Annotated in this window: 28 protein-coding genes; 12 read left to right on the top strand and 16 right to left on the bottom strand. The window is 57.3% G+C overall.

The genetic code is table 11. The annotated features are described in order from the left end of the window. Nucleotides 1-398 (top strand): methyl-accepting chemotaxis protein (locus tag WBR57_RS19220; protein ID WP_424085623.1); only part of this gene is annotated, 398 nt, incomplete at its 5' end. Here WBR57_RS19220 and yegQ read toward each other — a convergent pair. After that, complete coding sequence (gene yegQ / locus WBR57_RS19225; protein WP_424085625.1) at nucleotides 399-1733, bottom strand: tRNA 5-hydroxyuridine modification protein YegQ; 1335 nt, start codon at nucleotides 1731-1733, stop codon at nucleotides 399-401. Nucleotides 1734-1893: 160 nt separating this feature from the next. Here yegQ and WBR57_RS19230 point away from each other — a divergent pair, with 160 nt between their 5' ends. Next, entirely contained in the window at nucleotides 1894-2961 is a 1068-nt protein-coding gene (locus WBR57_RS19230; RefSeq protein WP_424085627.1) for an AI-2E family transporter, read from the top strand. 3 nt (nucleotides 2962-2964) lie between these two features. Here WBR57_RS19230 and WBR57_RS19235 read toward each other — a convergent pair whose 3' ends face one another. The 3 genes from WBR57_RS19235 to WBR57_RS19245 all read right to left on the bottom strand — a co-directional run bounded on the left by WBR57_RS19235 (nucleotide 2965) and on the right by WBR57_RS19245 (nucleotide 4021). Beyond that, the gene (locus WBR57_RS19235) at nucleotides 2965-3147 is read right to left on the bottom strand and encodes a hypothetical protein (RefSeq protein ID WP_424085629.1); all 183 of its coding nucleotides are present in this window, start codon (nucleotides 3145-3147) and stop codon (nucleotides 2965-2967) included. A 91-nt stretch (nucleotides 3148-3238) separates the two neighbouring features. Then, the gene (locus WBR57_RS19240) at nucleotides 3239-3433 is read right to left on the bottom strand and encodes a hypothetical protein (protein WP_424085631.1); all 195 of its coding nucleotides are present in this window, start codon (nucleotides 3431-3433) and stop codon (nucleotides 3239-3241) included. A 231-nt stretch (nucleotides 3434-3664) separates the two neighbouring features. Continuing rightward, on the bottom strand, nucleotides 3665-4021 hold the full coding sequence (locus WBR57_RS19245; RefSeq protein WP_424085633.1) for a hypothetical protein: 357 nt from the start codon (nucleotides 4019-4021) through the stop codon (nucleotides 3665-3667). Nucleotides 4022-4177: 156 nt separating this feature from the next. Here WBR57_RS19245 and WBR57_RS19250 point away from each other — a divergent pair, with 156 nt between their 5' ends. Further along, a complete protein-coding gene (locus WBR57_RS19250; protein ID WP_424085635.1) occupies nucleotides 4178-4996 on the top strand; it encodes a shikimate 5-dehydrogenase in 819 nt (272 codons plus the stop codon). A gap of 57 nt (nucleotides 4997-5053) precedes the next feature. On the opposite strand, the gene WBR57_RS19255 is transcribed toward WBR57_RS19250, so the two are convergent. Continuing rightward, a complete protein-coding gene (locus tag WBR57_RS19255) occupies nucleotides 5054-5701 on the bottom strand; it encodes a YceH family protein (protein WP_424085637.1) in 648 nt (215 codons plus the stop codon). A 115-nt stretch (nucleotides 5702-5816) separates the two neighbouring features. Between WBR57_RS19255 and WBR57_RS19260 the strand changes: the two genes are divergently transcribed. Then, nucleotides 5817-6326, top strand: coding sequence for a DUF1993 domain-containing protein (locus WBR57_RS19260; RefSeq protein ID WP_424085639.1), 510 nt, complete (start codon nucleotides 5817-5819; stop codon nucleotides 6324-6326). 159 nt (nucleotides 6327-6485) lie between these two features. Beyond that, complete coding sequence (locus WBR57_RS19265) at nucleotides 6486-7643, top strand: MFS transporter (RefSeq protein WP_424085641.1); 1158 nt, start codon at nucleotides 6486-6488, stop codon at nucleotides 7641-7643. A gap of 4 nt (nucleotides 7644-7647) precedes the next feature. Here the strand turns inward: WBR57_RS19265 and nhaR are convergent, their stop codons facing one another. Continuing rightward, nucleotides 7648-8550 carry a transcriptional activator NhaR gene (gene nhaR, locus WBR57_RS19270; RefSeq protein ID WP_424085643.1) on the bottom strand — a complete coding sequence of 301 codons (903 nt, stop codon included), beginning with the start codon at nucleotides 8548-8550 and terminating at the stop codon, nucleotides 7648-7650. Between the two features lie 134 nt (nucleotides 8551-8684). Here nhaR and WBR57_RS19275 point away from each other — a divergent pair, with 134 nt between their 5' ends. From WBR57_RS19275 to mnmH, 4 genes are all read left to right on the top strand, one after another. Then, nucleotides 8685-8927 (top strand): hypothetical protein, encoded by a 243-nt coding sequence (locus WBR57_RS19275; RefSeq protein WP_424085644.1) that lies wholly within the window; start codon nucleotides 8685-8687, stop codon nucleotides 8925-8927. A gap of 28 nt (nucleotides 8928-8955) precedes the next feature. Beyond that, on the top strand, nucleotides 8956-9705 hold the full coding sequence (locus WBR57_RS19280) for a TerC family protein (RefSeq protein ID WP_424085646.1): 750 nt from the start codon (nucleotides 8956-8958) through the stop codon (nucleotides 9703-9705). Between the two features lie 94 nt (nucleotides 9706-9799). After that, on the top strand, nucleotides 9800-10834 hold the full coding sequence (gene selD, locus WBR57_RS19285) for a selenide, water dikinase SelD (RefSeq protein WP_424085648.1): 1035 nt from the start codon (nucleotides 9800-9802) through the stop codon (nucleotides 10832-10834). After that, complete coding sequence (gene mnmH, locus WBR57_RS19290) at nucleotides 10834-11937, top strand: tRNA 2-selenouridine(34) synthase MnmH (RefSeq protein WP_424085650.1); 1104 nt, start codon at nucleotides 10834-10836, stop codon at nucleotides 11935-11937. Before selD ends, mnmH begins: the two co-directional genes overlap by 1 nt. A 141-nt stretch (nucleotides 11938-12078) precedes the next feature. Here the strand turns inward: mnmH and WBR57_RS19295 are convergent, their stop codons facing one another. Together WBR57_RS19295 and WBR57_RS19300 are read right to left on the bottom strand one after the other, a co-directional pair. Next, nucleotides 12079-13134 (bottom strand): permease, encoded by a 1056-nt coding sequence (locus WBR57_RS19295; RefSeq protein ID WP_424085652.1) that lies wholly within the window; start codon nucleotides 13132-13134, stop codon nucleotides 12079-12081. Nucleotides 13135-13178: 44 nt separating this feature from the next. Then, the gene (locus WBR57_RS19300; RefSeq protein WP_424085654.1) at nucleotides 13179-13880 is read right to left on the bottom strand and encodes a histidine phosphatase family protein; all 702 of its coding nucleotides are present in this window, start codon (nucleotides 13878-13880) and stop codon (nucleotides 13179-13181) included. Between the two features lie 253 nt (nucleotides 13881-14133). Between WBR57_RS19300 and WBR57_RS19305 the strand changes: the two genes are divergently transcribed. The 3 genes from WBR57_RS19305 (at nucleotide 14134) to hemB (ending at nucleotide 16769) form a co-directional block, all read left to right on the top strand. Beyond that, nucleotides 14134-14832, top strand: a complete 699-nt coding sequence (locus WBR57_RS19305) for a glutathione S-transferase N-terminal domain-containing protein (protein ID WP_424085656.1) — start codon at nucleotides 14134-14136, stop codon at nucleotides 14830-14832. Nucleotides 14833-14835: 3 nt separating this feature from the next. Next, the gene (locus WBR57_RS19310; RefSeq protein ID WP_424085657.1) at nucleotides 14836-15678 is read left to right on the top strand and encodes a PhzF family phenazine biosynthesis protein; all 843 of its coding nucleotides are present in this window, start codon (nucleotides 14836-14838) and stop codon (nucleotides 15676-15678) included. A gap of 116 nt (nucleotides 15679-15794) precedes the next feature. Continuing rightward, the gene (gene hemB, locus WBR57_RS19315) at nucleotides 15795-16769 is read left to right on the top strand and encodes a porphobilinogen synthase (RefSeq protein ID WP_424085659.1); all 975 of its coding nucleotides are present in this window, start codon (nucleotides 15795-15797) and stop codon (nucleotides 16767-16769) included. A 41-nt stretch (nucleotides 16770-16810) separates the two neighbouring features. On the opposite strand, the gene WBR57_RS19320 is transcribed toward hemB, so the two are convergent. The 8 genes from WBR57_RS19320 to WBR57_RS19355 form a co-directional block, all read right to left on the bottom strand. Then, a complete protein-coding gene (locus tag WBR57_RS19320; RefSeq protein ID WP_424085661.1) occupies nucleotides 16811-18304 on the bottom strand; it encodes a hypothetical protein in 1494 nt (497 codons plus the stop codon). Between the two features lie 355 nt (nucleotides 18305-18659). Next, the gene (locus WBR57_RS19325; RefSeq protein ID WP_424085662.1) at nucleotides 18660-19073 is read right to left on the bottom strand and encodes a hypothetical protein; all 414 of its coding nucleotides are present in this window, start codon (nucleotides 19071-19073) and stop codon (nucleotides 18660-18662) included. A 131-nt stretch (nucleotides 19074-19204) separates the two neighbouring features. After that, nucleotides 19205-19627, bottom strand: coding sequence for a hypothetical protein (locus tag WBR57_RS19330; protein ID WP_424085664.1), 423 nt, complete (start codon nucleotides 19625-19627; stop codon nucleotides 19205-19207). Between the two features lie 252 nt (nucleotides 19628-19879). After that, a complete protein-coding gene (locus WBR57_RS19335) occupies nucleotides 19880-20221 on the bottom strand; it encodes a hypothetical protein (RefSeq protein WP_424085666.1) in 342 nt (113 codons plus the stop codon). A gap of 363 nt (nucleotides 20222-20584) precedes the next feature. Then, nucleotides 20585-21040 carry a hypothetical protein gene (locus WBR57_RS19340; protein ID WP_424085668.1) on the bottom strand — a complete coding sequence of 152 codons (456 nt, stop codon included), beginning with the start codon at nucleotides 21038-21040 and terminating at the stop codon, nucleotides 20585-20587. 323 nt (nucleotides 21041-21363) lie between these two features. Then, nucleotides 21364-21777: a hypothetical protein gene (locus WBR57_RS19345; protein WP_424085670.1), complete on the bottom strand. Its 414-nt coding sequence runs from the start codon at nucleotides 21775-21777 to the stop codon at nucleotides 21364-21366. A gap of 41 nt (nucleotides 21778-21818) precedes the next feature. Beyond that, the gene (locus WBR57_RS19350; protein WP_424085672.1) at nucleotides 21819-22211 is read right to left on the bottom strand and encodes a hypothetical protein; all 393 of its coding nucleotides are present in this window, start codon (nucleotides 22209-22211) and stop codon (nucleotides 21819-21821) included. Nucleotides 22212-22213: 2 nt separating this feature from the next. After that, nucleotides 22214-23628 (bottom strand): RHS repeat domain-containing protein (locus WBR57_RS19355; RefSeq protein ID WP_424085674.1); only part of this gene is annotated, 1415 nt, incomplete at its 5' end.

The raw sequence follows: 23628 nt of genomic DNA on the forward strand, positions 1-23628 counted from the left end.
CCGACGAGGTGCGCGCCCTGGCCAGCCGCACCCAGACCAGCACCCAGGAAATCCAGGGCATGATCGACCGCCTGCAAAAAGGCACCGAAGCCGCCGTCGACGCGATGCGCCGTTCCAGCGATGCCGGCGACGGCACCTCGGCCCAGGCCAACCAGGCCGGGGCGTCACTCGACACCATGGCCCAGTTGATCGGCACCATCAACGCGATGAACGCGCAGATCGCCAGCGCCGCCGAGGAGCAAACTGCCGTGGCCGAAGAGATCAACCGCAGCGTGCATCAGATTGCCGGCGCGGTGGACAGCGTGGCCAATGAAACCCAGTTGGGCGCCCAGACCTCGCGCAGCCTGGCGGACCTGGGCCAGCGCCTGGGGCAGTTGGTCGGTCAGTTCAGGATCTGATCAGCATGGCGTGGGCGTTTGTTCAACGTCGCGCATCAGCAAGCCAAACTGCAGGTCCATCTCCGCGGGCAAGGGCACATACACCGTGTGCCCATCGCCCGGCGCCACCTCGATGGCTTCGCCCTTGGCGTTGTGCAGGCTGGCCAGGTCAAAGTGGAAGTTGCCGGCGGGCGTCATCAGTTCCAGGTGATTGCCCACGGCGAAGCGGTTCTTCACCTTGACCTCGGCCAGCTCGCCCCGGCGCTCGCCGGTCAGCTCGCCGACAAACTGCTGGCGCTCAGAAACCGAGCTGCCGTTCTGGTAGTTCTGGTACTCGTCGTGCACATGGCGGCGCAGGAAACCTTCGGTGTAGCCGCGCTGAGCCAGGGACTCGAGGTCAGTCATCAGGCGCCGGTCGAATTCACGCCCGGCCACCGCATCATCGATTGCCTGGCGATACACCTGGGTGGTGCGCGCGCAGTAGAAGTGGGATTTGGTGCGGCCTTCGATCTTCAGCGAGTGCACGCCCATCTGCGTCAGGCGCTCCACGTGCTGCACCGCGCGCAGGTCCTTGGCGTTCATGATGTAGGTGCCGTGCTCGTCCTCGAAGGCGGGCATCTGCTCATCGGGGCGGTTGGCTTCCTGCAAGAGAAAGACCTGATCGGTCGGCGTACCGATCCCCAGCGTCGGCTGACACTCCTGGACGATATCGCCCGTCGCATTCTCCACCGCCGGTGTGGCCTGGTATTTCCAGCGGCACGCATTGGTGCAGGTGCCTTGGTTGGCGTCACGCTTGTTCATATAGCCGGAAAGCAGGCAACGCCCGGAATAGGCCATGCACAGCGCCCCATGCACAAACACCTCCAGCTCCATGGCCGGCACTTGCTGACGAATGTCGCCGATTTCTTCCAGCGACAGTTCACGCGACAGAATCACCCGGCAGATGCCTTGCTGCTGCCAGAATTCGACGCTGGCCCAGTTCACCGTGTTGGCCTGCACCGACAGGTGGATCGCCATCCACGGGAAATTGCGGCGCACCAGCATGATCAGCCCCGGGTCGGACATGATCAGCGCATCCGGGCCCATCTCGATCACGGGCGCGAGGTCCTTGAGAAAGGTCTTCAGCTTGGCGTTGTGCGGCGCAATGTTGACCACTACGTAAAAGCGCTTGCCCTGGGCGTGGGCTTCCTGGATGCCAAGGGCCAGGTTGGCATGATCGAATTCGTTGTTACGCACGCGCAGGCTGTAGCGCGGTTGGCCGGCGTAGACCGCGTCGGCGCCGTAGGCGAAGGCGTAGCGCATGTTTTTCAGGGTGCCGGCGGGGGCGAGCAGTTCGGGGGCGAGAAGAGATGGCATGGTCGCTACTTGCGTCAAAAGTGCGGCAGGGTAGAGCAAGCCCGAGCAGGCTTTATTGATCTGGGTCTACGCTGACAACAAAGATGGCACTCGCAGGGCTTGCAGCGGACTAAGCACCAGGGCGCACATACGCGGCCTGCTTTTTTGACATGGATCGGACATGAACCAAACCAACCTGCAATTCAAAACCCTGCTGTTGTTGCTGACGCTGGTGACCATTGCCTTTATCTGGATATTGCTGCCGTTCTACGGCGCGGTGTTCTGGGCGGTGATCCTGGGCATTATCTTCGCCCCGATGCAGCGGCGCCTGCAGCAGCGCTTCGGCTGGAATCGCAACCTGACGTCCCTGGCGACGTTGACCGTGTGCCTGGTGATTGCGATTCTGCCGGTGATCATTACCAGCGTGTTGCTGGTGCAAGAGGGCGCAACACTCTACAAAAACGTCGAGAGCGGCAAGCTGGACGTGGCCGGTTACATCGAGCAATTCAAGAATTTCCTGCCGCCGTACTTCCAGCATCTGCTGGACCGCTTCGGCATGGGCAACCTGGAAGGGTTGCGCGAAAAGATCGTCAAGAGCGCGATGCAGGGCAGTCAGTTCTTTGCGACCCAGGCATTCAGCTTCGGCCAGGGCACGTTTGATTTCCTGGTGAGCTTTTTCATTATGCTGTATCTGCTGTTTTTCCTGCTGCGCGATGGCCCCGAGCTGGTCCGCAAAGTACGCACGGCGGTGCCGCTGGCCGAGCCGCAGAAGCGCCGGTTGCAGCTCAAGTTCAACCGGGTGGTGCGCGCCACGGTCAAGGGCAACGTGCTGGTGGCCGTGACCCAGGGGGCGCTGGGCGGTTTGATCTTCTGGTTTTTGGACATTCCCAGCGCGTTGCTCTGGGCGGTACTGATGGCGTTTCTGTCACTGTTGCCGGCGGTGGGCGCGGGCATTGTATGGGGTCCGGTGGCGGTTTACTTCCTGTTGAGCGGTTCGATCTGGCAGGGCGTGGTGCTGGGCTTGTTCGGCGTGTTTGTGATCGGCTTGGTGGACAACGTGCTGCGCCCGATCCTGGTCGGCAAGGACACCAAGATGCCCGACTACCTGATTCTGATCTCGACCCTCGGCGGCCTCTCGGTCTTTGGCCTGAACGGGTTTGTGATCGGGCCCCTGGTGGCGGCGTTGTTCATCTCCAGCTGGGCGCTGTTTGTCGAAAGCAAGCCGCGAGTCAAGTTGCCATTGCCGTGAACCTCAGGCGTTCAGCCTGAAATTCGAGGCCTGCTGCAGTTGTTGTTCGGCGGCGGACAACGACGTCAGCGGGCCGCTGATGGCCTCGCCGTCGCGTACCAAATACCAGCAGGCGAGCAAACCAGACTCGCGAAGACGCGCCGGAACGGCACTGCCGATGACAGACATGATGTGAACAGTGGGCATAAGAACCTCCAATCGCTATGGAGGCCACCTTACGGGGCCAGGCGCTGTAGGAAAAATCATCTGTCTCGATAGTCGACATCAACGCGAGATATCAGTCGACTACCTGGTCAAGCATGCTGACCACTTCCTGCTCACTGAGCAGGCCTTTGTGCACCAGGTTTTCCGCCAGCAGCGCGAGGAATTTTGCGCTGCGGTGGCCTTCCAGATGCTTGAGCTCGGTCAGGGCACTGTAGACCTTGCTGGACGTACAGAGGCCAGCGGTGCGGTGAGGGTTTTGCGTGGGCATGGTCAGTCGTCCTTGTTGTTCTTGGTGGACAGGTTCAATAGTGGAAGTGTGTCGTGGCACAAACATGACAGTGCAGGCCCCGATCAGGCAAGTAGACATTGGCCACAATCATGTGCGATTACGCCTCGCGCGTTGTCCTCAAAGCGACCTTCGCGCTCTGAATCCGGACTTTGCGCGCAAAAAAAGGCCCCGCGTGTGAGCGGGGCCTGCTGCTGGGGTGACGATTGCCGGTTACCAGCCGTGGCCGTAGTAGCCGTGGGGAGGGCCGTAGTAGCCACGCGGTGGGCCGTAATAGACCGGCGCCGGGCGGTAATAAACCTGCTGTTGCACATACACCGGAGGCGGCGGTGCGTAGTAGACCGGCGGCGGTGCGGCGTAGACAGGCTGCGGCTGCACATACACCGGTTGCTGCTGCACGTAGACCTCACGCGGCTGGCTGGCAACCACGGAGCCCACGACAGCGGCGCCGACTAACGCACCCAAGACGGCCGGGCCACCCCATCCACCACCGTGGGCGGAGGCTTGGCCTGCCATAGCGAGTGCACCGATAAGCAAGGCGATCTTGGGGAGTTTACGAATCATGGTCATTCCTCGGTTAGCCCCTGCGCTTGTGGTCTGCAATCAATAGACTCAAGGATTGTCGCGGGGATGCATTTAAGACAACGTATTTCTGAAAAACAGCACGGCCGATAGGTAAAGGTTGTGTAAGGTCTGTACCGATTTGCTTACTCAAAGGAGTTTTCCATGCAGATGCACCCCAACAAGGACACCCAGTTGTGCATGTCACTGTCGGCCCGTCCCGGGAATTTTGGCCTGCGTTTTCATAACCATTTGTACGAACAGCTGGGTTTGAACTTCTACTATAAAGCCTTCAGCAGTCACGATTTGCCCGGCGCGATAGGTGGCATCCGTGCGTTGGGCGTGCGTGGTTGCGGGGTATCCATGCCCTTCAAGGAGGCTGCCATTGCCTTAGTGGACGAACTCGACGATTCGGTTCAAGCCATCGATTCCCTGAACACCATTGTCAACACCAACGGCCGCCTAAAGGCCTACAACACCGACTACATCGCCGTTGAACAGCTGCTGAAAAAACACGCCGTGCCGAAGGATTCGACCTTTGCCCTGCGCGGCAGCGGCGGCATGGCCAAGGCCGTCGCCAGCGCCTTGCGTGATGGGGGTTATGCCAATGGCCTGATCGTGGCGCGCAATGAGGCGGCGGGCCGGGCCTTGGCAAAGAACCTGGGATACGCATGGCAGGCGAACCTGGGGGACGCGCGCCCACAGATGCTGATCAACGTGACACCCATCGGCATGACCGGCGGGGCCGAGGCGGACGCATTGGCGTTTGAGGCGGATGTGGTCGATTCAGCCGACACGGTCTTCGATGTGGTGGCCATCCCCGCTGAAACGCCGTTGATCGTGCGCGGGCGGGCGCAGGGCAAGCGTGTGATTACCGGGCTTGAGGTGATTGCGATCCAGGCGCTGGAGCAGTTTGTGCTGTATACCGGCGTGCGGCCGACGCAGGAGCAGTTCGAGGCGGCGGTAGCCTTCGCCCGGGCTTGAGGGTCGCTGCAGATCAAATGTGGGAGGGGGCTTGCCCCCTCCCACATTTACAGCGTGTCAGGCCTGTTCCAGCTGCGTAAGGCGTTCCTCCAGCGCTGCAATCCGCGCTTCCAGCTCTTCAATACGGTCCGTAGACACCCCAGCGCCACGCTCCACCGGATTGCCGCGCGCCGCAATAATCGCCTCGATGTCCGCCGGGTCCCCAAGCGCGTGGGTATAGCGGTCCTCCCGCTGCCCCGCCTGACGCGGCACCAGCACTGCCAGCCCGCGTGCGATCAGGCGCTCGAGCTGGTGCACCACCTGCTCGGCATCTTCAAAGTCGTGCATGCGCCCGCTGCGGGTCAGCAGTTCGTTGACCGTCTGCGGCCCCCGCAAAAACAGCAGCCCGGTCAGGATCACCTGGGCCGGCACCAGCTCCAGCGCCTTGTCCACGCGATGCTCCCAGCGGTCGGCGCGGCTGCCCATCACCAGGCGGGTGAAGCCTTGGCCTTCGAGTACGCGCAGGCTCTGACCGACCTGGCCCTGGCTCAGGTTCATCACCGGCTCACGGCTGGTCTTCTGGTTGCAGGCCAGCACCAAGGCATTCAGGGTCAGCGGGTAGGATTCGGGGTTGGTCGCCTGTTTTTCGATCAGGCAGCCCAGGATGCGGATTTCCGTGCTATTCAGGCGCGGCTCAGGGGTGTCGGTGTCGTGCTCGGCGGTCATCGCGCTTTCCCTATGCAGTGAGGCCCTTAGGGTAAGCCCGAAAAAATAAAAGACAAGCGGCTGGCGTGTCTATAATCGTCGCCTGTTCAACCGTGTCATTACCCATGAGACCGCCATGACTATTTCCCTGTACGCCGCCTCCATCCCCGTATTCAAGCAAATGCTCAACGCCTTGAGCGATGTGCTCAACAAAGCCGAAGCCCACGCCACCGCCAAGAACATCGAGCCGAACGCTTTGCTGCAAGCGCGCCTGTTCCCGGACATGTTCCAACTGGTGCGCCAGGTGCAGATCGCCGTTGACTTCGCCAAGGGCGTTTCCGCGCGTCTGGCCGAGGTCGAAGTGCCGAAGTACGAAGACACAGAAGTCACCTTCGCCGACCTGCAAGCGCTGATCGCCAAAGTCCTGGCATTTGTCGACACCCTCAAGCCTGAGCAAATCGACGGCAAGGAAGGTATCGAGATCGTCACCCGCCCAGGCACCCCGAAAGAGAAGCGCTTCAGCGGCCAGTCCTACCTGCTGAGCTACGGCCTGCCGCAGTTCTTCTTCCACGTGACTACCGCTTACGCGTTGCTGCGTCACAACGGTGTGGAAGTGGGCAAGCGCGATTACATGGGCGCTTTCTAAACCTCCAACGCTGCAAAGCCCGGTCGATGCCTGCAGGCATCACCGGGCTTTTTCATGGGCTACACCGACACACTCTGTTAAGATTCAGCATCCTTTTTCCATCCTATCTGCCAGCGAACCTTCGGGTTGTCGTTGGTGTTGCTGTTTCTGGAGTTTTTGATGCTGTTTCCCATCCTGCTGCTGTCGGCCGCCGGTTTCACGGTGCTGACCACAGAATTCATTATTGTCGGCCTATTGCCGGCGATTGCCCGCGACCTGGATGTCAGCGTGTCCCAGGCGGGGCTGCTGGTGACGTTGTTTGCGTTCACCGTGGCAGCCTTCGGCCCGTTTCTTACCGCGTACTTCGCCCGTTTCCCACGCAAACGCCTGTTTATCAGCATTCTGATCCTGTTCGGCGTGGCCAATACCGTGGCCGCGCTGGCGCCGAATATCTGGGTGATGGCCGTGGCACGTTTGATCCCGGCCCTGGGTTTGCCGGTGTTCTGGGCCTTGGCCAGTGAAACTGCGGTGGACATCGTTGGCCCCGAATACGCCGGGCGCGCCATCGAGAAGATCGGCTTCGGCATCGTGTGTGCCACGGTGTTCGGCATTCCGGTCGGCACGCTGGTTTCGGACATGTTCGGCTGGCGCAGCGCGTTTGCGATTCTCGCCGCGGTTGCGCTGGCCAAGGCATTGCTACTGTTTATTTACTTGCCCGTTACCCAACCGAAAAACGACCAGGTCAGCCTGCGCTCGCAGTTCAAGATCCTGCGCAACCCGCTGATGCAGGGCCACATCCTGCTGTCGATCCTGGTGTTCAGCGGCATGTTCACTGCCTACACCTACCTGGCGGACATCCTTGAGCGCCTGGCCGGTTTCGACGGCACGCTGGTCGGCTGGTGCCTGATGGGCTTTGGCGCGGTCGGGCTGCTCGGCAACGCCCTGGGCGGGCGTGCGGTGGACCGTCATCCGCTGATCGCTTCCATGGTGTTCTGCGGCTTTATGATCGCGGGCATGGTCGCGCTGGTGCCGGCGATTCACTCCACCGTCGGCCTGGCAGCCGCCATGGCGGTGTGGGGCGTGACCCAGGCGGCGATGTTCCTGGTCAGCCATGTGCGGCTGATGAAAGCCGCACCGCATGCGCCGGCGTTCGCGGCGTCGCTGAATATCGCCGGGGCCAACCTGGGGATCGGCCTGGGGGCGATGGTCGGTGGGCATGTGATCGACACCCTTGGCCTGGGCAGCCTGGGCTTTGCCGCGTCCGGGTTTATCCTGGTGTCGATCCTGCTGGCGCTGTGGCTGATGACCGCCAAGCAAGCGGTCGCGTCCAGCGCCTGATTCGTCAGGGCAGGGCGGTAAACAACTCGCGCCGCGCACCTTCGGTAATCGCCACGATGCCGGGGTGCTTGACCTTGCGCTCCACCGAGATGGCGTAGAACGACTCGGTGACTGCATCGGTCTGGCCGATCAGCGCCACACCGTACTGGCGCACCACCTCGTCGGCGATCACGCTGGGGGCGATGAAAATCCCGCTGCCGGATTGCCCAAATGCCTGCATCAAAGCGCTGTCGTCGAACTCGCCGATGATTTTGGGTTGCACTTGCTGCTCGACAAACCAACGTTGCAAACGGCTGCGCACCACGGTTTCCGCACCTGGAATCAGCAGCGGTGCGCCGTGCAGGCACTGTGGGAAATCGCCTCCGTAGCGGTCAGCCAGTACCTGGGTGGCGAAAAAGCTGATGCCACATTCACCCAGTTTCTGGCTGTAACCCTTGATGTCCAGGTGTGTGGGCATCGGGCTGTCGGAGATCACCAGGTCCAGGCGCTGGATCGCCAGGTCGGCCAATAACCGTTCGAGTTTGTCTTCACGGCAGGTGATGCGGAGCGGCTCGTTCAGCTCCATGGTCGGTGCAATCAGCCGATACACGATGGACTTGGGCACCACGTCCGCCACTCCGACGCGGAACAGGATCTGCTGTTCATCTGGCTGCGCGCGCAGCACGGCCTCCAATTCATTGCCAGTCTGAAACATCTGCTCGGCATAGGGCAGGGCCTTCCGCCCGGCTTCGGTCAGCTCCAGTTGGCGACCGACCCGTTGAAACAATGCAATGCCATAAGTTTGCTCCAGCAGGCTGATCTGCCCGCTGATGGTCTGGGGCGTCAGGTTCAGTTGCTCGCAGGCGCGCACGATGCTGCCGGTCTTGGCCACCACCCAGAAGTAGTGCAATTGTCGGTAATTGAGCATGGCGGCTATCACTTCGTAAAAACCGAAGTATACGCGATAAAAATACGAATTTTCCTGAACTGTTTGCCTGCATAGAATGCCTCGCTATCGCGGGGCCACTATTTGGACCCAATGGTTCTAACGAGGAATACATCATGAAACTCAATTCCCTGGGCGCGGCATCGTTGCTTGCGCTTTCATTGGTAGTTATCAGCGGTTGCGACCAAGTCGAAAAAAGCGCGCAGCAGGTGATGGGCAAGGCCACCGAGTCGGCCAAGCAGGCGATCGATGAAACCCACAAGGCCGCCGAGCAGGCATTGAGTGAAGCGACCCAAGGCTTGATCAGTCCTGAAAAGGAAGACGAGCAAGACGAACCAAACGGCAATAAAGAAGCCTAATTCCCCAGCACAACGTCAGGACTGACCTATGGACTACCTTTTACAACTGGCCGCCAGCCCGACCGCCTGGATCGCACTGGCTACCTTGATCGTCATGGAAATCGTGCTGGGCATCGATAACCTGATCTTTATCTCGATCCTCACCAACAAATTGCCCGAGCAGCATCGGGCCAAGGCGCGGCGCATCGGCATCAGCATGGCGTTGATCCTGCGTCTGGGCCTGTTGAGCACCATCGCGTTTATCGTGCAGTTGACCGCCCCGGTGTTCGAAGTCTTCGGCCAGGCGTTTTCGTGGAAGGACATGATCCTGATCGCCGGTGGCCTGTTCCTGGTGTGGAAGGCAACCACCGAGATCCATCACAGCATGGACCCGGAGCCGGAAGAGAAGGCAAGCGTCGGCAATACGGTGGCTATCGGCTTTGCCGCGGCTATCGGGCAGATCCTGCTGCTGGACCTGGTGTTCTCCATCGACAGCATCATCACGGCCGTCGGCATGACCGAGCACTTGCCGATCATGATCATTGCCGTCGTGACGTCGGTGATCGTGATGCTGGTGGCGGCCGAGCCATTGGCCAAGTTCATCAATGACAACCCGACGGTGGTGATGCTGGCCCTGGGCTTCCTGATCATGATCGGCATGACCCTGATCGCCGAAGGCTTCGGCGCCCATGTGCCTAAAGGCTACGTGTATGCGGCCATGGCGTTCTCGGCGGCGATCGAATGCCTGAACATCGCCCGGCGTAACCGTCACAAGCGCTTGCTCGCCGCCCGGCAGTAACCGCGTCACACCCAAAGCCGGCTGCGCTCATATGAGCCCAGCCGGCTTTTTGCTGTCTGTTAGAATCCGCGCACTTGATAGTTTGAGGTCCATCATGAACGAGCCGATTCGCCTTACCCAGTACAGCCACGGCGCAGGGTGTGGCTGCAAGATTTCGCCACAGGTATTGGAAGTGATCCTCGCCGGCAGCGGTGCGCAAAACCTGGACCCCAACCTGTGGGTAGGCAACGCCTCGCGGGACGACGCCGCGGTGTATGCCATCGACGACGAGCGCGGCGTGGTCTCCACCACCGACTTTTTCATGCCGATTGTCGACGACCCTTTCGACTTCGGCCGGATCGCCGCCACCAATGCGATCAGCGACATCTACGCCATGGGCGGCGACCCGTTGATGGCCATCGCCATCCTTGGCTGGCCGGTGAATGTGCTGGCGCCGGAAGTTGCCCGCGAAGTCATCCGTGGCGGTCGCTCGGTGTGCGACGCCGCTGGTATCCCGCTGGCGGGCGGGCATTCCATCGACGCCCCGGAGCCGATCTTCGGTCTGGCCGTGACCGGTATCGTGCAAAAACGCCATATGAAGCGCAATGACACCGCTACCGTCGGCTGCCGCCTCTACCTGACCAAACCGCTGGGCATCGGCATCCTCACCACCGCCGAAAAGAAGGGCAAATTGCGCGAGGCGGATATCGGCCTGGCTCGCGACTGGATGTGCACGCTCAACAAACCTGGCAGCCGTTTCGGCAAGTTGGCGGGCGTAACGGCCATGACCGACGTCACCGGTTTCGGCCTGTTGGGCCATCTGGTGGAAATGGCTGACGGCAGCGGCGTAACGGCGCGCATCGAGTATGCCAAAGTCCCACGCCTGCCGGGGATTGAGGACTACCTGGACCAAGGCTGCATGCCGGGCGGCACCTTGCGTAACTTCGACAGTTATTCGAGCAAGGTCGGGCGCCTGCAGGAGCTGCACAAGCGCGTACTGTGCGACCCGCAGACCAGCGGCGGCCTGCTGATCGCGGTCACCGCGGAGGGCGACGCCGAATTTCACGCGGCAGCCGCCGAGCTGGGACTGAGCCTTGAGCCGATCGGCGCACTGGTTGAGCGACAGACCTACGCGGTAGAGGTGTTTTGATGGCAACTGACATCACCGACTACCGCAGCATCTTCCTGAATGACCGGCCGATGATGGATACCCGCGCGCCAGTCGAGTTCGCCAAGGGCGCGTTCCCCAGCGTGGTCAACCTGCCGCTGATGACCGATGACGAGCGCCAGCGGGTCGGCACCTGCTACAAGCAGCAGGGCCAGCAGGCCGCTATCGTACTGGGGCACGAGCTGGTGTCGGGGGCAATAAAGGCCGAGCGCATCGAGCAATGGGCGCAGTTTGCCCAGGCCAACCCCGAGGGGTATCTCTACTGTTTTCGCGGCGGCCTGCGCTCGCAGATCGTGCAGCAGTGGCTGAAAACCGAAGCCGGCATCGAATACCCCCGCGTAGGCGGTGGCTACAAAGCCATGCGTACGTTCTTGCTGGACACGGTCGAGCACGCCACTGAGCAGTGTGATTTCGTGCTGCTGGGTGGCATGACCGGCACTGGCAAAACCGAAGTGTTGGGCCAGTTGCACAACGCCCTGGACCTGGAGGGCCACGCCAACCACCGGGGTTCCAGCTTTGGCAAACGGGCCACGGTGCAGCCGTCCAACATCGACTTTGAGAACCGCCTGGCGGTGGACCTGCTGAAAAAACGCGCGGCGGGCATCGAGCAGTTCGTCGTCGAGGACGAGAGCCGCATGATCGGCAGCTGCGCACTGCCGTTGCCCCTGCACAAAGGCATGCAGGGCTTTCCGATGGTGTGGCTGGAGGACAGCGTTGAAGGGCGTGTCGAGCGGATCCTGCGTGATTATGTGGTCGACCTGTGCGCGGAGTTCATCGCGGTGTTTGGCGAACAGGGCCAGGCGCTGTTTGCCGAGCGCCTGACCCAGAGCCTGGCCAATATCCACAAGCGCCTGGGCGGGGAGCGCTTCCAGCGCTTGCAGGCGATCATGCAGGACGCGCTCGCCGAGCAGGCACGCAGCGGCGCGGTGGACCTGCATCGCGGCTGGATTGAAGGGTTGTTGCGCGAGTATTACGACCCGATGTATGCCTTCCAGCGTGAAGCCAAAGGCGCCCGCATCGAGTTTGCGGGGGAGCAGGGCGCGGTGGTGGAGTATCTGCGCGAACGCGCTTCCAAACGAGAATAATGAGGCAGATTCAAGGGCCTCTTCGCGAGCAAGCCCGCTCCCACAGTCGACCGCGTTCCAAAGGTTGAACTCGGCCAACTGTGGGGGAGCGGGCTTGCCCGCGAAAGGGCCCTGAGCCCTGCTCAACCCCTAAAGAATCAGCTAAAGAATCAGCGCCCCGATCAGCCCGCATACCACGCCCACCAGCATGGTCAGCCCGGCCACCGTCACCAGCACCCGCGCGTCGAAGTCCTTGCGCAGCATCAGCAGCGACGGCAGGCTCACGCTGGGCAGAGTCATCAGCAAGGCCACGGCCGGGCCGGTGCCCATGCCCAGGGTCATCATGGTTTGTACGATGGGGATCTCGGCGGCGGTAGGAATCACGAACAGCGTGCCGACAATCGCCAGCGGCACCAGCCACACCAGGCTGTTGGCCATGGCCCCATCCACATGGGGGAACAGCCAGACGCGCGCCGCGCCCAGCACCAGCACTGCCAGGATATAGATCGGTATGGTGCTCCAGAACAGCTGCCACAGCGTGCGCAGCCAGCGGCTGAGGAAGGGTTGGGTTTCGTCGCGGCTGACCTCGGCCACCGCGTCCAGCGCGACGTCCGGCACCTGCTCCGGGCGCGCAATGCGCTGCGCCACCAGCGACACACCGACCACCAGCACGATCCCCGCCACCAGCCGCAAGGCGGTAAAGCCCCAGCCCAGTACAAAGCCCATGAACACCAGGGTGGCCGGGTTCAGCACCGGGTTGGCGATCCAGAACGCCAGCGCCGCGCCCACCGACACCTGCTGGCGACGCATGCCCGCCGCGACGGGCGCTGCGCAGCAACTGCACATCATCCCCGGCAACGCGAACAATCCGCCACGCAAGGTCGACCCCAGCCCGGCGCGGCCAAACAGGCGCAGCAACCAGTCGCGGGGGATCAGCACTTGCAGCAGCGAACCAAGGATCACCGCCAGCACGGCGGCCTTCCAGATCGCCAGGAAATACACTTGGGCGTACGCGAGTGCCGCCGCCAGGGGCGAGCTTTGCTGGTCGTTGAGGATCGAGGCACCGATGCTGTGGTTATCGGCGGCCACAAATGCCTTGAGGTAGTAGGGCGACCACTTCACATAGTAGAGGCCGACACAGGCCACCAGCAGGAACAGCGCTGGTTTCCACCAGAAAGACCAGCCCCGGTTGGGCTGGGTGGAGGTGAGGTTGGGCATGGTGATGATCCGCAGATGAGTCAATAGCGGCGCATCATACGCCTTCAGCTATCGGCGCTCACCTGGGTGGGTTCCGGGCAGGTCTCTTCGCCGTTGTTCAAGCCTTGCTTGTAGTTGCGGCTCAGCAGCGAGGCCTTGCCGTTGTGCCAGGTCAGCGTCAGCACATACAAGGTGTCGTAATCGCTGCCGGACCAGTCGTCGGTGATGGTGTGCTTTTCGCCCGAGGCTTCACTGGCCACCTTGTTGATCAACTCCGGCAGGTAGCCGTGGGACCAAGCGGTGTAGATGATGGAGTTGTGATATTTGTCTTCGACCAGCTCGTCGGCGAGGGCGCTGGTGTCATTCGCCGAAAACTTGATATTCACCGGCAGGCCGAGCTTGATCGCGCTGGGGCTGATGGTCATCAGGGGGCGAATGTAGCTGTAGGAATTGTCCTGCTCACCTTCCTCGACATTGCGCGTCGGGTTGGCGGCGAACACGAAGTCGGCCTTGCCGAATTTTTCCGGCAGTACTGTGGCCAGGTTCATGGCCCGGTTGAGGCCTTGGCAATTGAGCTGGCCGAGGCCGCCGGCGGGTTTTTCGCCGTGACGCAGGAAGACCAGGGTTTGCACGCCGTCCACCTGCTCGGCACTGCTGATGCGCGACTCCAGGGTCAGGCCGGTGGTGCCGCCCACCAGCAGGAGCGGCAACATGATGTATGAATAGCGTTTGAGGCGCAGCGCAAGGCACAGAGGCTTGATTTTCATTAGGTGTCGAGTCTTCGGTGCTTCGGATTAAGGCGGACAAGCCCGGCCCCAGCGACGCATCCGGCGTCCTGCGGTTGTTCCCTGTCGATATAGCGAGGTGCCTCCATTCACCGTGAGAGCGCACTTAAGAGTGCACTTGGGCCTATTGGTTCGCCCGTGCGGGATAATAGCCAGCGGATGTTGCGCATTGATGACCCATGCAGGACGCTGGGTGGATGGCTATCATGATGGCTTTCCTTCAAGGGCTTTCCCGATGAACCCTATCGCCGCCTTCCCGATCAACAGTAAATGGCCCGCCCAGCATCCTGAGCGCCTGCAACTGTACTCGCTGCCCACGCCCAACGGTGTAAAAGTCTCGATCATGCTCGAGGAACTGGGGCTGCCCTATGAGGCGCACAAGGTCAGTTTCGACACCCAGGACCAGCTCAGTCCCGAGTTCCTGTCCCTGAACCCGAACAACAAGATTCCCGCGATCATCGACCCCAATGGCCCCGGCGGGCAGCCTCTGGCGCTGTTTGAGTCGGGTGCGATCCTGATCTACCTGGCGGAAAAAACCAGCCAACTGTTGTCCGAGGATCCGGCGACACGTTATGAAACCATTCAGTGGCTGATGTTTCAGATGGCCGGTATCGGCCCGATGTTCGGCCAGGTCGGTTTCTTCAACAAGTTCGCAGGCAAGGCCTATGAGGACAAACGTCCGCGTGACCGCTATGCCGGCGAATCCCGACGCCTGCTCCACGTACTGGAAAAGCGCCTGCTGGGCCGCACCTGGATCATGGGTGACGAGTACAGCATCGCCGACATCGCCACCTTCCCGTGGATTCGCAACCTGATCGGTTTCTACGAGTCGGGCGACCTGGTGGGCATCGCCGACTTCCCTAACGTACTGCGTGCGCTGGACGGCTTTGTCGCCCGGCCTGCAGTGATCCGTGGCCTGAACATACCGAGCTGACGCATGCCGACTTTCGATTTCAAACAACTGGATGTATTCAGCAGCGTGTCGCTCAAAGGCAACCCACTGGCCGTGGTATTGGGCGCTGATAGCCTGACTGACGAGCAGATGGCGGATTTCGCCCGCTGGACCAACCTCAGTGAAACCACGTTTTTACTCACGCCGCGCGATCCGCAGGCTGACTACCGGGTAAGAATTTTCACCACCCTCAAGGAGCTGCCCTTCGCCGGGCACCCAACGCTGGGCAGTTGCCATGCGTGGCTGCAAGCCGGGGGCGTCCCAAAAGGTGAAGAGATCATTCAGGAATGCGAAATCGGCCTGGTGCGCATCCGTCGCCAAGGCCATGAGTTGGCCTTTATCGCGCCACCGTTGTTGCGCGCAGGTGCCGTGGAGACTGCATTGCTGGAACGCGTGCGCCTGGGGTTGGGCCTGGAACCCGCAGCGATCGTGCGCAGCCAGTGGGTCGACAACGGCGCTGGGTGGCTTGCCGTGATGCTGGCCGATCGCGATCAAGTCCTCGCCTTGCAGCCGGACTACTCGCAACTGCTGGGGTTGGCCGTGGGCGTGATCGCCCCGTGCGACCCTGCGCGCGACGACGTAGATGCACAGTTTGAAGTGCGTGCGTTTGTCGCCGGCGACGGCGCCCAGGAGGACCCGGCGACCGGTAGCCTGAACGCTGGGGTTGCGCAGTGGCTGCTAGGCGAAGGCCTCGCGCCTGAGCGCTTTGTCGTCAGCCAGGGCACGGCGATGGGCCGGGCAGGGCGGATTCGCGTCGAGCGTCAGGGCGATGAAATCTGGGTCGGTGGGGCAGTGGCGGTGTGCATCGAGGGGCGGCTACAGCTCTAGATCAATAAATTGTTACGGCGCGCGTAATACACTGTTGGCCCCTTGGCGTTTGTGCTGCGGGGGCCTGGGGCATAAGCTTTCGCCCCAAAGTTTTGTCACTTTTTTTCAGGAAAGCCATGACCAGCCAGTTTCCCCAAGCCCGCCCACGTCGCCTGCGCCGCTCCCCGGAGCTGCGCGGTTTGTTCCAGGAAACCGAATTCACTCTCAACGACCTGGTGCTGCCGATTTTCGTCGAGGAAGAAATCGACGATTTCGTGCCGATCACCAGCATGCCGGGCGTGCAGCGCATCCCTGAGAAGAAACTCGCCGCAGAGATCGAGCGCTATGCCCGTGCCGGTATCAAGTCGGTGATGACCTTTGGCGTGTCCCACCACCTGGACGCCAACGGCAGCGACACCTGGAAAGAACGCGGCCTGGTCTCGCGCATGTCCTCGATCATCAAGGACGCAGTGCCGGAAATGATTGTGATGTCCGACACCTGCTTCTGCGAATACACCGACCACGGCCACTGCGGCGTGATGCACGGCGCTCACGTCGACAACGATGCGACCCTGGCCAACCTCGGCAAACAAGCCGTGGCGGCCGCCCGCGCCGGTGCCGACGTGATCGCGCCTTCTGCGGCAATGGACGGCCAGGTCCAGGCCATCCGCCGCGCGCTGGATGACGCCGGCTTCACCCATATCCCGATCATGGCCTACTCCACCAAATTCGCCTCGGCGCTTTACGGCCCGTTTCGCGAAGCCGGCGGCAGCGCGCTCAAGGGCGACCGCAAAAGCTACCAGATGAACCCGATGAACCGCCGCGAAGCCGTACGTGAATCGCTGCTCGACGAGCAAGAGGGCGCGGACGCACTGATGGTCAAGCCAGCCGGGGCTTACCTCGACATCATCCGCGACATCCGTGAAGCCTCGCGTTTGCCGGTGGCGGCGTATCAGGTGAGTGGCGAGTACGCGATGATCAAGTTTGGTGCCCAGGCGGGGGCGATTGATGAGGACCGGGTAGTGCGCGAGACCTTGGGGTCGATCAAGCGTGCGGGGGCGGATCTGATCTTCACCTACTTCGCGATGGACCTGGCGCTGGCGGGCATCTGATGTGAGGTTGGCGTGTTGTTCATCCGAACGACACGCCCCTTTCAGAAGTTGATACTGCGCGCTATATCCTTGAGCTTTATGAAACGGCGACAACTCAGCCCTTCGTCATAGGCTTGCAGATCGGCAAGGAATTTCTTATTCAGCCGGTCCAACTCAGGCACTTCAAAGTTGTACCACGTGTTGTATAAATGCCCCGAGCCGCGCGGCGGGCCAAAGTACATTTCAAAACACAGCCGATTGCGCAGGGTGTCGCCGAAGGTCACCAATTTTCTTCGGTTGATAGGTGGCATGTCCTTGCGGGTGGGCGCGGGCCTGCGAAGTCGCAATGCGATTGCATTCTGCTGGTAGTGGCCCATTGCGCCGTGGTCGGCCGAATGCGCCACCGTCACATCCCAGATAAACGAGGCGACGACCCTGGCCAATGTATCGCCTTCGCGAATGCGTTGGTGGTCCGGGAAGCCGGTGACCCACGCGGCAATGGCATTGCTCCAGTAAATGAGAGCGGGATCGTCTCTATCAATGTTGGCGAGCACCGCGCTGACAAAATCAAATACCACATCGTAATAGCCGCGCAGAAAATCATCGAAGTCCGACCAGACTTTTTCCGGGCGGAGTAAATACGTGTACGCCGGATAGCAGCGGTTGCCCGCGATCCCAGAGAACGCGTCGGTCATATGCCCCGTCCATCCGCGACCCTCTTCAATGATCGGGATGTTGCCCCAGCCGGGATAGGGCGTGTAGGGCAAGAACTGATTGTTATGCGCGACGGAGTAGGGCAGCAGCGATACCGCCTGATTGATCGCCAGTTGAATGCGCGTGTGCGGGGCGATCAGCTTGAACAGCAGATGCTGCTTGGGCAGCGCCGTCAGGCTGATAGCGCTTATCGCATCCATTGGAAAATGCACGCGGGGGTGAGTCACCAGCGTGATCACGCAGAGTGCACCTTGCAGCACGAAATACTTGGCGAGATCCCAAGCGTTTTTATCCTGCGGCGTTAACACCAGACCGTTTATTTTTATCGCCAGCGCCGTGCCTGAAGAGCCATGCTCGCGACGGAACAGCGTCAAGCTCGGTGCGCAGTAGATACCGTGTAGCGGATCGACACGGTTCATGCTCAGCGTGTCGATTTTCAGGTATTTGGGCTCGCCTTTGTGATCAAGCAAATCATCAGCGTTCAAAAGCGTTGGAAACTCAGACACATCCTCAACCCCAACCGGCGTCAGCAATTTGCTGAATGTGCCGTAAAACAATTGCTCCACAAATAACCCATCGGAGACCGGCTGCAGCTTATGGTCGCCTGCCAGCATCTTCAGAATTATTTTAAGACGCCCGGATTTCAAGGTTTTGAGGTAATGGGAGACCACATTGACGCGAAAGTCCTCCAGGTGTGGCTTGGGGACTCTTCTGACCATGGCGGGCAATTCGGGCACTAAGGTATTGGTTTTAGGCCAGGGCCCGTCCTTACCGAACAGATAATCTTCTGTGGACAACCCATCAAGGGGGCCCGCCCACTCTTTGTATTGTTCGGCTGACATAGACAATCCCCTTCCGACGAGAGTCGAAGTCGATTGGGTTTGAACGTGGAAAGGCTAGTTAAGCGGTTGGGGGAGAGTGGGGCAACTGTCAGAGTTGACAGTTTTTATTTTTAGAGTTTTGTGGTAGGTGGTGGGCGCGTTATGGGTTTGCTTGTGGGGGCGTTGAATAATGGTGTTTTGCTGAGTCGGATGATCATGGCGCTTTCGAGACGAATTTTATCTTCCTCATTATTATTTTCGTATTTTTACAGTTTCTCCCCCAATCCTGTCCTTGAGGTCGTATATCGATAAGGTTCCCATTATGAGAGAAACAATTGGGATATACGGGATGTTCATGAATAGGTGTTGTAAGTAATTACCAGTCATTAGCGTCTTCTCTCGATGCCTTTGAGATCTCTAAGCACCACTCATCACCTATTATTAGATAAATATCTTCAAAGAATGCTCTTGGGTTTTTCATCTCATCCCAGTAGGCAGGAAGAGAGCTGTACTCTTCGGGATCGTCTTCGAAAATTGCCTGGAAGTTATATTCTTTTTCAGAAAGGGCATTTTCAAGGCATGTGAAAAGCAGATATTTTTCACGGTATGAACTGTTCAAGTGCCTAGGGAGGAAGTATCGTTTTATTAGTTCATGCCTGTCGGACTGGAGGTCAGGGTTGTAACTGCTGAGTTCCTCGCCAAGGGTTTCCTCTCGATCATATATATCAAATCCACCCAAAAAATAATGTAGGGTAGGTATGTAGGGGGTTCCATTATCGGGGTCGATCATGCTGTACTCTCTATTTAATTGTAGAATTAAGGTGTCAGATTTATTTAATTAAGGTGTCAGATTTATTTGGTTTATTTAGGAGCGGATATTAAATAAATCCGTCCCAATTAGCTTAACTCGCGGCGGCTATTCTAGGTCTCATGAAAGCTAGCGAAGTCAAAGTTTCCTTCAAAGGAAATGCAGGCAATCCAGGTTAACGATTTCGGTACAATATAAGTGTGCTGAGGTAGCTCAGAAAAAATCATGAGCGCTTTTTCTAAGTCTTCAGCGCTTACTGAGTAGGCTTCATCACAGGCAGAGTCACCGACGAAAATTGTATTCTCGTTAGTGATTGCTTTGATTTCATTGGCCATTCTTAAGATCGCCACTTCTGATGATTTGCTTTCAAAGTTAATGCTGTTTTTCAATTTTCTCCAATCGATTTTGCTCCCGGAAAAAGGTGCTTTTTCATTTATTTCGTTCACTATAGATGCGTGTTCGGCCTCAGAGAGAATAGCGTAACCAATGCTGTGTTTGCTCAGGTCTTTGATAAGTTCATCGTCGAAATAGCTCATTTTTTTGCAAACCTTTTGGTCAATTGGAATACGTTTTTTGAGCTGACATTAAAGAGATAGTGCGGTCCTTTTTTCTTCCCTGATCATACATTTATGTGGGCGCCACTTCTATTGTCATGTTCTACGCGATATCCAGTTTTGAATTAAGGTGTCGGTGGATTAAGGTATCAGATTTATTTGGCTTATTTAGGGGTGGATGTTAAATAAATCCGTCCCAATTAGCTCTTAAATAAATCCCATCTCTCTAGCGGTTTAGTCGATATATTTTTTTAAGCAATTTAAAAGAGTTTGCATAAATTTTTGTTGATCGTTTACTGGGTCGCTGAAATAGGTCGCCATAGTTTTAAATATGGTATCGAAGCTGTCATTGATAGACAGGTGGTATTCAATCGATTCAATAAACCATTCTTGTTCTGGCTTTGTATAAGACAGAAATTCTGGCTTGGTAAGCTCGTCGAAAAGTTCCATTAGTTCGTTTTCGTCGTTTATGTTTTTCGACGCGATAATACTTTCTCTCTCAAAGTCGTCCGTATTTTCAATGTCGTAAGTAAATAGTAATCCACGGATTATCGAAATGCTCGGCGGTCTTTTCATTGTCGTCACTCCGTATAAGCGGTTTTAGGCTGCCCATGTACGTTTAGTATTACGCGGGCTTTATTTTTTTTGCTGTATCTCACGTCACCACTGGAGTATCCCTCACCAATAATTCTTCCCATGTCCATTGGTGCTAATGATGCAGCGTGACCATTTCGCCTAAAAATCAGCTGAGTGATTTAAGGTGTCAGATTTATTTGGTTTATTTAGGGGCGGATGTTAAATAAGTCCGTCCCAATTAGCTCTTCATCGGGATCCTATTCCCGTGCCGAGTGAACCCCCTGTGACGAGCAGGCTTGCCCTGAGTTGGGCTGCGCATCAGCCCCAAAAGGCGCTACTGATTTACCCGAAAATACACATTGCCTATTTGGAGGCTGCTATGCAACCCAACCCGAGCAAGCCTCCCCATGTTGATTGGTCTTCAAGACTCGCTTTTTGGAGGTCGCCTTTCCAAACAATTTGAGCTAGTTGATAAATATCTTTTAAAAAATCCCTTGGGCTTTCGAGTTCGTACCATTCTGCCCTCGGCCATGAAGCTGCTTCGTCTTCGTCTATCTCGAATAAGCCCTGGAAGTCATAATTCTCATCGTCCAGGCAGCTTTTTAGAGCGTGAGTCAAAACGTACTTATGCCTATAGGAAAGATAATTTAAATCCAAAGTGTAAGTTTTTATCAAATGCTCTCGGTCCAGCTTGTCATTTGGATTGTATTTTCCTAGCTCTTCACCAAGGTCGTGCTCTCGATCGTAAACATCAAATACCCCTATAAACCATTTGAGACTAGGATCGAATGGCTCATTTACAAATGGATCTTTCAGCATTATTTTTTCTCGGTAGGAAAAGCAGTGGAAGGCCTAGTGTTATATTTTTATCAAACTATACCTCGAGTCGTTTAGGTTTTTATTGCGAAATTAAGGTGGTATATTTATTTGGTTTATCTTCGAATTAAAGGTGTCAGATTTATTTGGTTTATTTAGGAACGGATGTTAAATAATTTCGTCCCAATTAGCTCCGAGTAATTCTGTTGCTTTTTTAATTGTATTAGATGTCTGTTTTTTGAGCGTTGTGGTTATTTTTCCTGTCTGGAAGGCTTGTTTTTTTGGTGGCTGCGAGCATGCATTTGTCTCTGTATAGATATAATTCTTTACAAGAAGGCTGCGTCAATTCTTTCAACTGTCACCATTATAAACTCCCCGTTTAGGTCAGGATGGTCGTAATGAATGCCCTCATCATTTAATGAAGTAAAAGTTTCAAAAGAGTTTTTGTGCAGCAAACCATGAAGCACGTAAGAGAAGCTATCATTCTTACGTTCGGCATAGGCTTCGGCCGAATAGCTTTTCTGTACGTCGTAGTATTCAGCTAGATTTAAAGTCAGCTCGACTTCATAAAATTCTCCCGCTTTTATTTCGTGTGGGCAATAGCTTGCAAAGCAGGTAACAGTAGTTCGATCGATCAGCAGTGTGACTTCCTCCTCTATTAGTTCGCTGATTGCTATTACCTGAGCTTTTTTAATGTTGCTCGGTGTGAGGTCTGATGGTTTTGTCAGTGGCGTCGCCATTTATTGCCCTCCAAAATTCCTTTCTGTTTTTTGTGAGTGATTTAAGGTGTCAGATTTATTTGGTTGTTTTGTATAGGTTTAGCTGAGGTCGCTTCGCTCTGGTAGCTTTTGAGACGTTCGAGTAGCACAGCCATAAAGGATCTTTTATCAAGTATTTCATCTTCAAAGTAGGTGTCAAATAAGTAAAAAACAGATTCGAAATCTTCATCTGTAGATAAAAAATGTTCAAGTGTGTCTATATACCATTGTTGCTCATCTTCTCTGTAGGAGAAATATTCCGATTTGGTCAATGTATCGAAAAGCTCCGCCAGCTCTTTAGGGTTGTTGACGTCTTTCGATACTATGATTCCTTCTCTTTCTACATCTGTGGTGTTTTCTATGCAGTAAGTAAATAACAGGCCGCGTAGTATTGTGAGCTTTGGTTGTCTTTTCATTCTTAGAACTCCGTGAATGCAGTGATCGGTTTTCCATCGCTATTGAAATACACTATGGCTTTTCTTTGTTTTCCGTATTCTAGACTATCTCTTTTATAACCCTCGCCTATAATTTTCCCCATGTCCATTGGAGTCTGCATGTCTGCTCTGCCGTTGAGTTTGAAAATTAGTATTGCACGATCGATTGCGTTTAATTGATCTCTATGGCTCAGGAAATGTGTAGCTGCGCTTGGAGGTCGAGGTTGTCCTGCGTTCCTTCCTTTGGCAAACGTTTCAATTTCCCCAGTGGTAGGGTTTCTAGCTGTAACCACTCGCTCAAGTTGAGATTCCAGGGACGTTTGAGCACCGTGTTTTTCCAAAAAGTGCGCCCCAGGAATTGACCTTTCCAGTTCTGATAAGCGCCGGTGGGCGTTGGCCTCTCCAAGCTCATTAATGCGTGCTTGTCGCTGTGCGCGTCCCAGTTGTGGTAAAGCGGGTTCGCCGTGTTCAACCCGCGCTATCGGATTCTGAGCAGAATTGTTTGGCTTGCACCCATCAGCCCCAGGGCAAGTGTTTAAGCCTAGCGGATCCACCCACCCCGTAGGATTAGGCACGTAATGGTATGAGTTAATCCCTCCCGCCAGCTTCACCGGGTCCGGCGTCAGGTAGCGACCAATTTCTGGGTTGTAGTAGCGATGGCGGTTGTAGTGCAGCCCGCTTTCCGTATCGAAATATTGGCCCTGAAAGCGCAACGGGTTGTCGATTTTTCCGACGTCTAGGCGGGCGATTTCACCGTAGGCGCGGTAGTGCGCGGACCAGACGATTTCGCCTTCGGGATTTGTCAGTTCCTGCGGTGTGCCGAGGTGGTCGAGTTGGTAGTGGAAGGGCTTTGTTTCTTGAGGGCCAAAACCTTCCAGCATTACCAATGGCCGAAAACTGTCTGGCTCGTAGAGGTAGCTGCGATGGCAGTCCGCCTCGTGTTCGGCAATCAGCTTGTCGCTTTGCCAGAAAAACACTGTGGTTATGTCGTTAACTGTTTTGCTGATCCGCCGCCCAAACGGGTCATAGCGATAGCTGGCGGTTTGGCCGTTGGGTTGGGTGAGGCTGATCAGGCGGTGCTGGCAGTCGTAGCGGTATTCGGTGACGAGTTGGTGATCCTTGCCGCGGCGTTCGCGGATCAGGTTGCCGTAAGCGTCGTAGTCGTAGTGGCGGTCGCCCTGGATCAGCAGGCGGTTGCCGGCGACGATGTCGGGGCCGGGGCGGTCTTGCATGAGCAGGTTGCCGGCGGGGTCGTGGCCGAAGCGTTCCTGAACGTCTTGCGAGTGGTCGGCGCGGGTCAGGCGGGCGAGGGGGTCGTAGTGGTAGTGGTGTTCGCCTTTGCGGGTGTCGAGCAGGCGGGTGAGGTTGCCGGTTTTGTCGTAGTCGTATTGGCGTTGGT

This window comes from Pseudomonas sp. (assembly GCF_049590575.1).
Taxonomy (GTDB): Bacteria; Pseudomonadota; Gammaproteobacteria; order Pseudomonadales; family Pseudomonadaceae; genus Aquipseudomonas.

Bases quoted from the DNA above. Each gene is read 5' to 3' on its own strand.
- WBR57_RS19310 (WP_424085657.1), top strand. From the start codon at position 14,836: ATGCCGACTTTCGATTTCAAACAACTGGATGTATTCAGCAGCGTGTCG.
- WBR57_RS19280 (WP_424085646.1), top strand. From the start codon at position 8,956: ATGGACTACCTTTTACAACTGGCCGCCAGCCCGACCGCCTGGATCGCA.
- WBR57_RS19240 (WP_424085631.1), bottom strand. From the start codon at position 3,433: ATGCCCACGCAAAACCCTCACCGCACCGCTGGCCTCTGTACGTCCAGC.
- nhaR (WP_424085643.1), bottom strand. From the start codon at position 8,550: ATGCTCAATTACCGACAATTGCACTACTTCTGGGTGGTGGCCAAGACC.
- WBR57_RS19320 (WP_424085661.1), bottom strand. From the start codon at position 18,304: ATGTCAGCCGAACAATACAAAGAGTGGGCGGGCCCCCTTGATGGGTTG.
- WBR57_RS19260 (WP_424085639.1), top strand. From the start codon at position 5,817: ATGACTATTTCCCTGTACGCCGCCTCCATCCCCGTATTCAAGCAAATG.
- WBR57_RS19295 (WP_424085652.1), bottom strand. From the start codon at position 13,134: ATGCCCAACCTCACCTCCACCCAGCCCAACCGGGGCTGGTCTTTCTGG.
- WBR57_RS19350 (WP_424085672.1), bottom strand. From the start codon at position 22,211: ATGAAAAGACAACCAAAGCTCACAATACTACGCGGCCTGTTATTTACT.
- WBR57_RS19300 (WP_424085654.1), bottom strand. From the start codon at position 13,880: ATGAAAATCAAGCCTCTGTGCCTTGCGCTGCGCCTCAAACGCTATTCA.
- WBR57_RS19235 (WP_424085629.1), bottom strand. From the start codon at position 3,147: ATGCCCACTGTTCACATCATGTCTGTCATCGGCAGTGCCGTTCCGGCG.
- mnmH (WP_424085650.1), top strand. From the start codon at position 10,834: ATGGCAACTGACATCACCGACTACCGCAGCATCTTCCTGAATGACCGG.
- WBR57_RS19330 (WP_424085664.1), bottom strand. From the start codon at position 19,627: ATGAGCTATTTCGACGATGAACTTATCAAAGACCTGAGCAAACACAGC.
- WBR57_RS19265 (WP_424085641.1), top strand. From the start codon at position 6,486: ATGCTGTTTCCCATCCTGCTGCTGTCGGCCGCCGGTTTCACGGTGCTG.
- WBR57_RS19250 (WP_424085635.1), top strand. From the start codon at position 4,178: ATGCAGATGCACCCCAACAAGGACACCCAGTTGTGCATGTCACTGTCG.
- WBR57_RS19335 (WP_424085666.1), bottom strand. From the start codon at position 20,221: ATGAAAAGACCGCCGAGCATTTCGATAATCCGTGGATTACTATTTACT.
- WBR57_RS19230 (WP_424085627.1), top strand. From the start codon at position 1,894: ATGAACCAAACCAACCTGCAATTCAAAACCCTGCTGTTGTTGCTGACG.
- WBR57_RS19340 (WP_424085668.1), bottom strand. From the start codon at position 21,040: ATGCTGAAAGATCCATTTGTAAATGAGCCATTCGATCCTAGTCTCAAA.
- WBR57_RS19345 (WP_424085670.1), bottom strand. From the start codon at position 21,777: ATGGCGACGCCACTGACAAAACCATCAGACCTCACACCGAGCAACATT.
- WBR57_RS19305 (WP_424085656.1), top strand. From the start codon at position 14,134: ATGAACCCTATCGCCGCCTTCCCGATCAACAGTAAATGGCCCGCCCAG.
- WBR57_RS19245 (WP_424085633.1), bottom strand. From the start codon at position 4,021: ATGACCATGATTCGTAAACTCCCCAAGATCGCCTTGCTTATCGGTGCA.
- hemB (WP_424085659.1), top strand. From the start codon at position 15,795: ATGACCAGCCAGTTTCCCCAAGCCCGCCCACGTCGCCTGCGCCGCTCC.
- selD (WP_424085648.1), top strand. From the start codon at position 9,800: ATGAACGAGCCGATTCGCCTTACCCAGTACAGCCACGGCGCAGGGTGT.
- WBR57_RS19255 (WP_424085637.1), bottom strand. From the start codon at position 5,701: ATGACCGCCGAGCACGACACCGACACCCCTGAGCCGCGCCTGAATAGC.
- WBR57_RS19275 (WP_424085644.1), top strand. From the start codon at position 8,685: ATGAAACTCAATTCCCTGGGCGCGGCATCGTTGCTTGCGCTTTCATTG.
- WBR57_RS19325 (WP_424085662.1), bottom strand. From the start codon at position 19,073: ATGATCGACCCCGATAATGGAACCCCCTACATACCTACCCTACATTAT.
- yegQ (WP_424085625.1), bottom strand. From the start codon at position 1,733: ATGCCATCTCTTCTCGCCCCCGAACTGCTCGCCCCCGCCGGCACCCTG.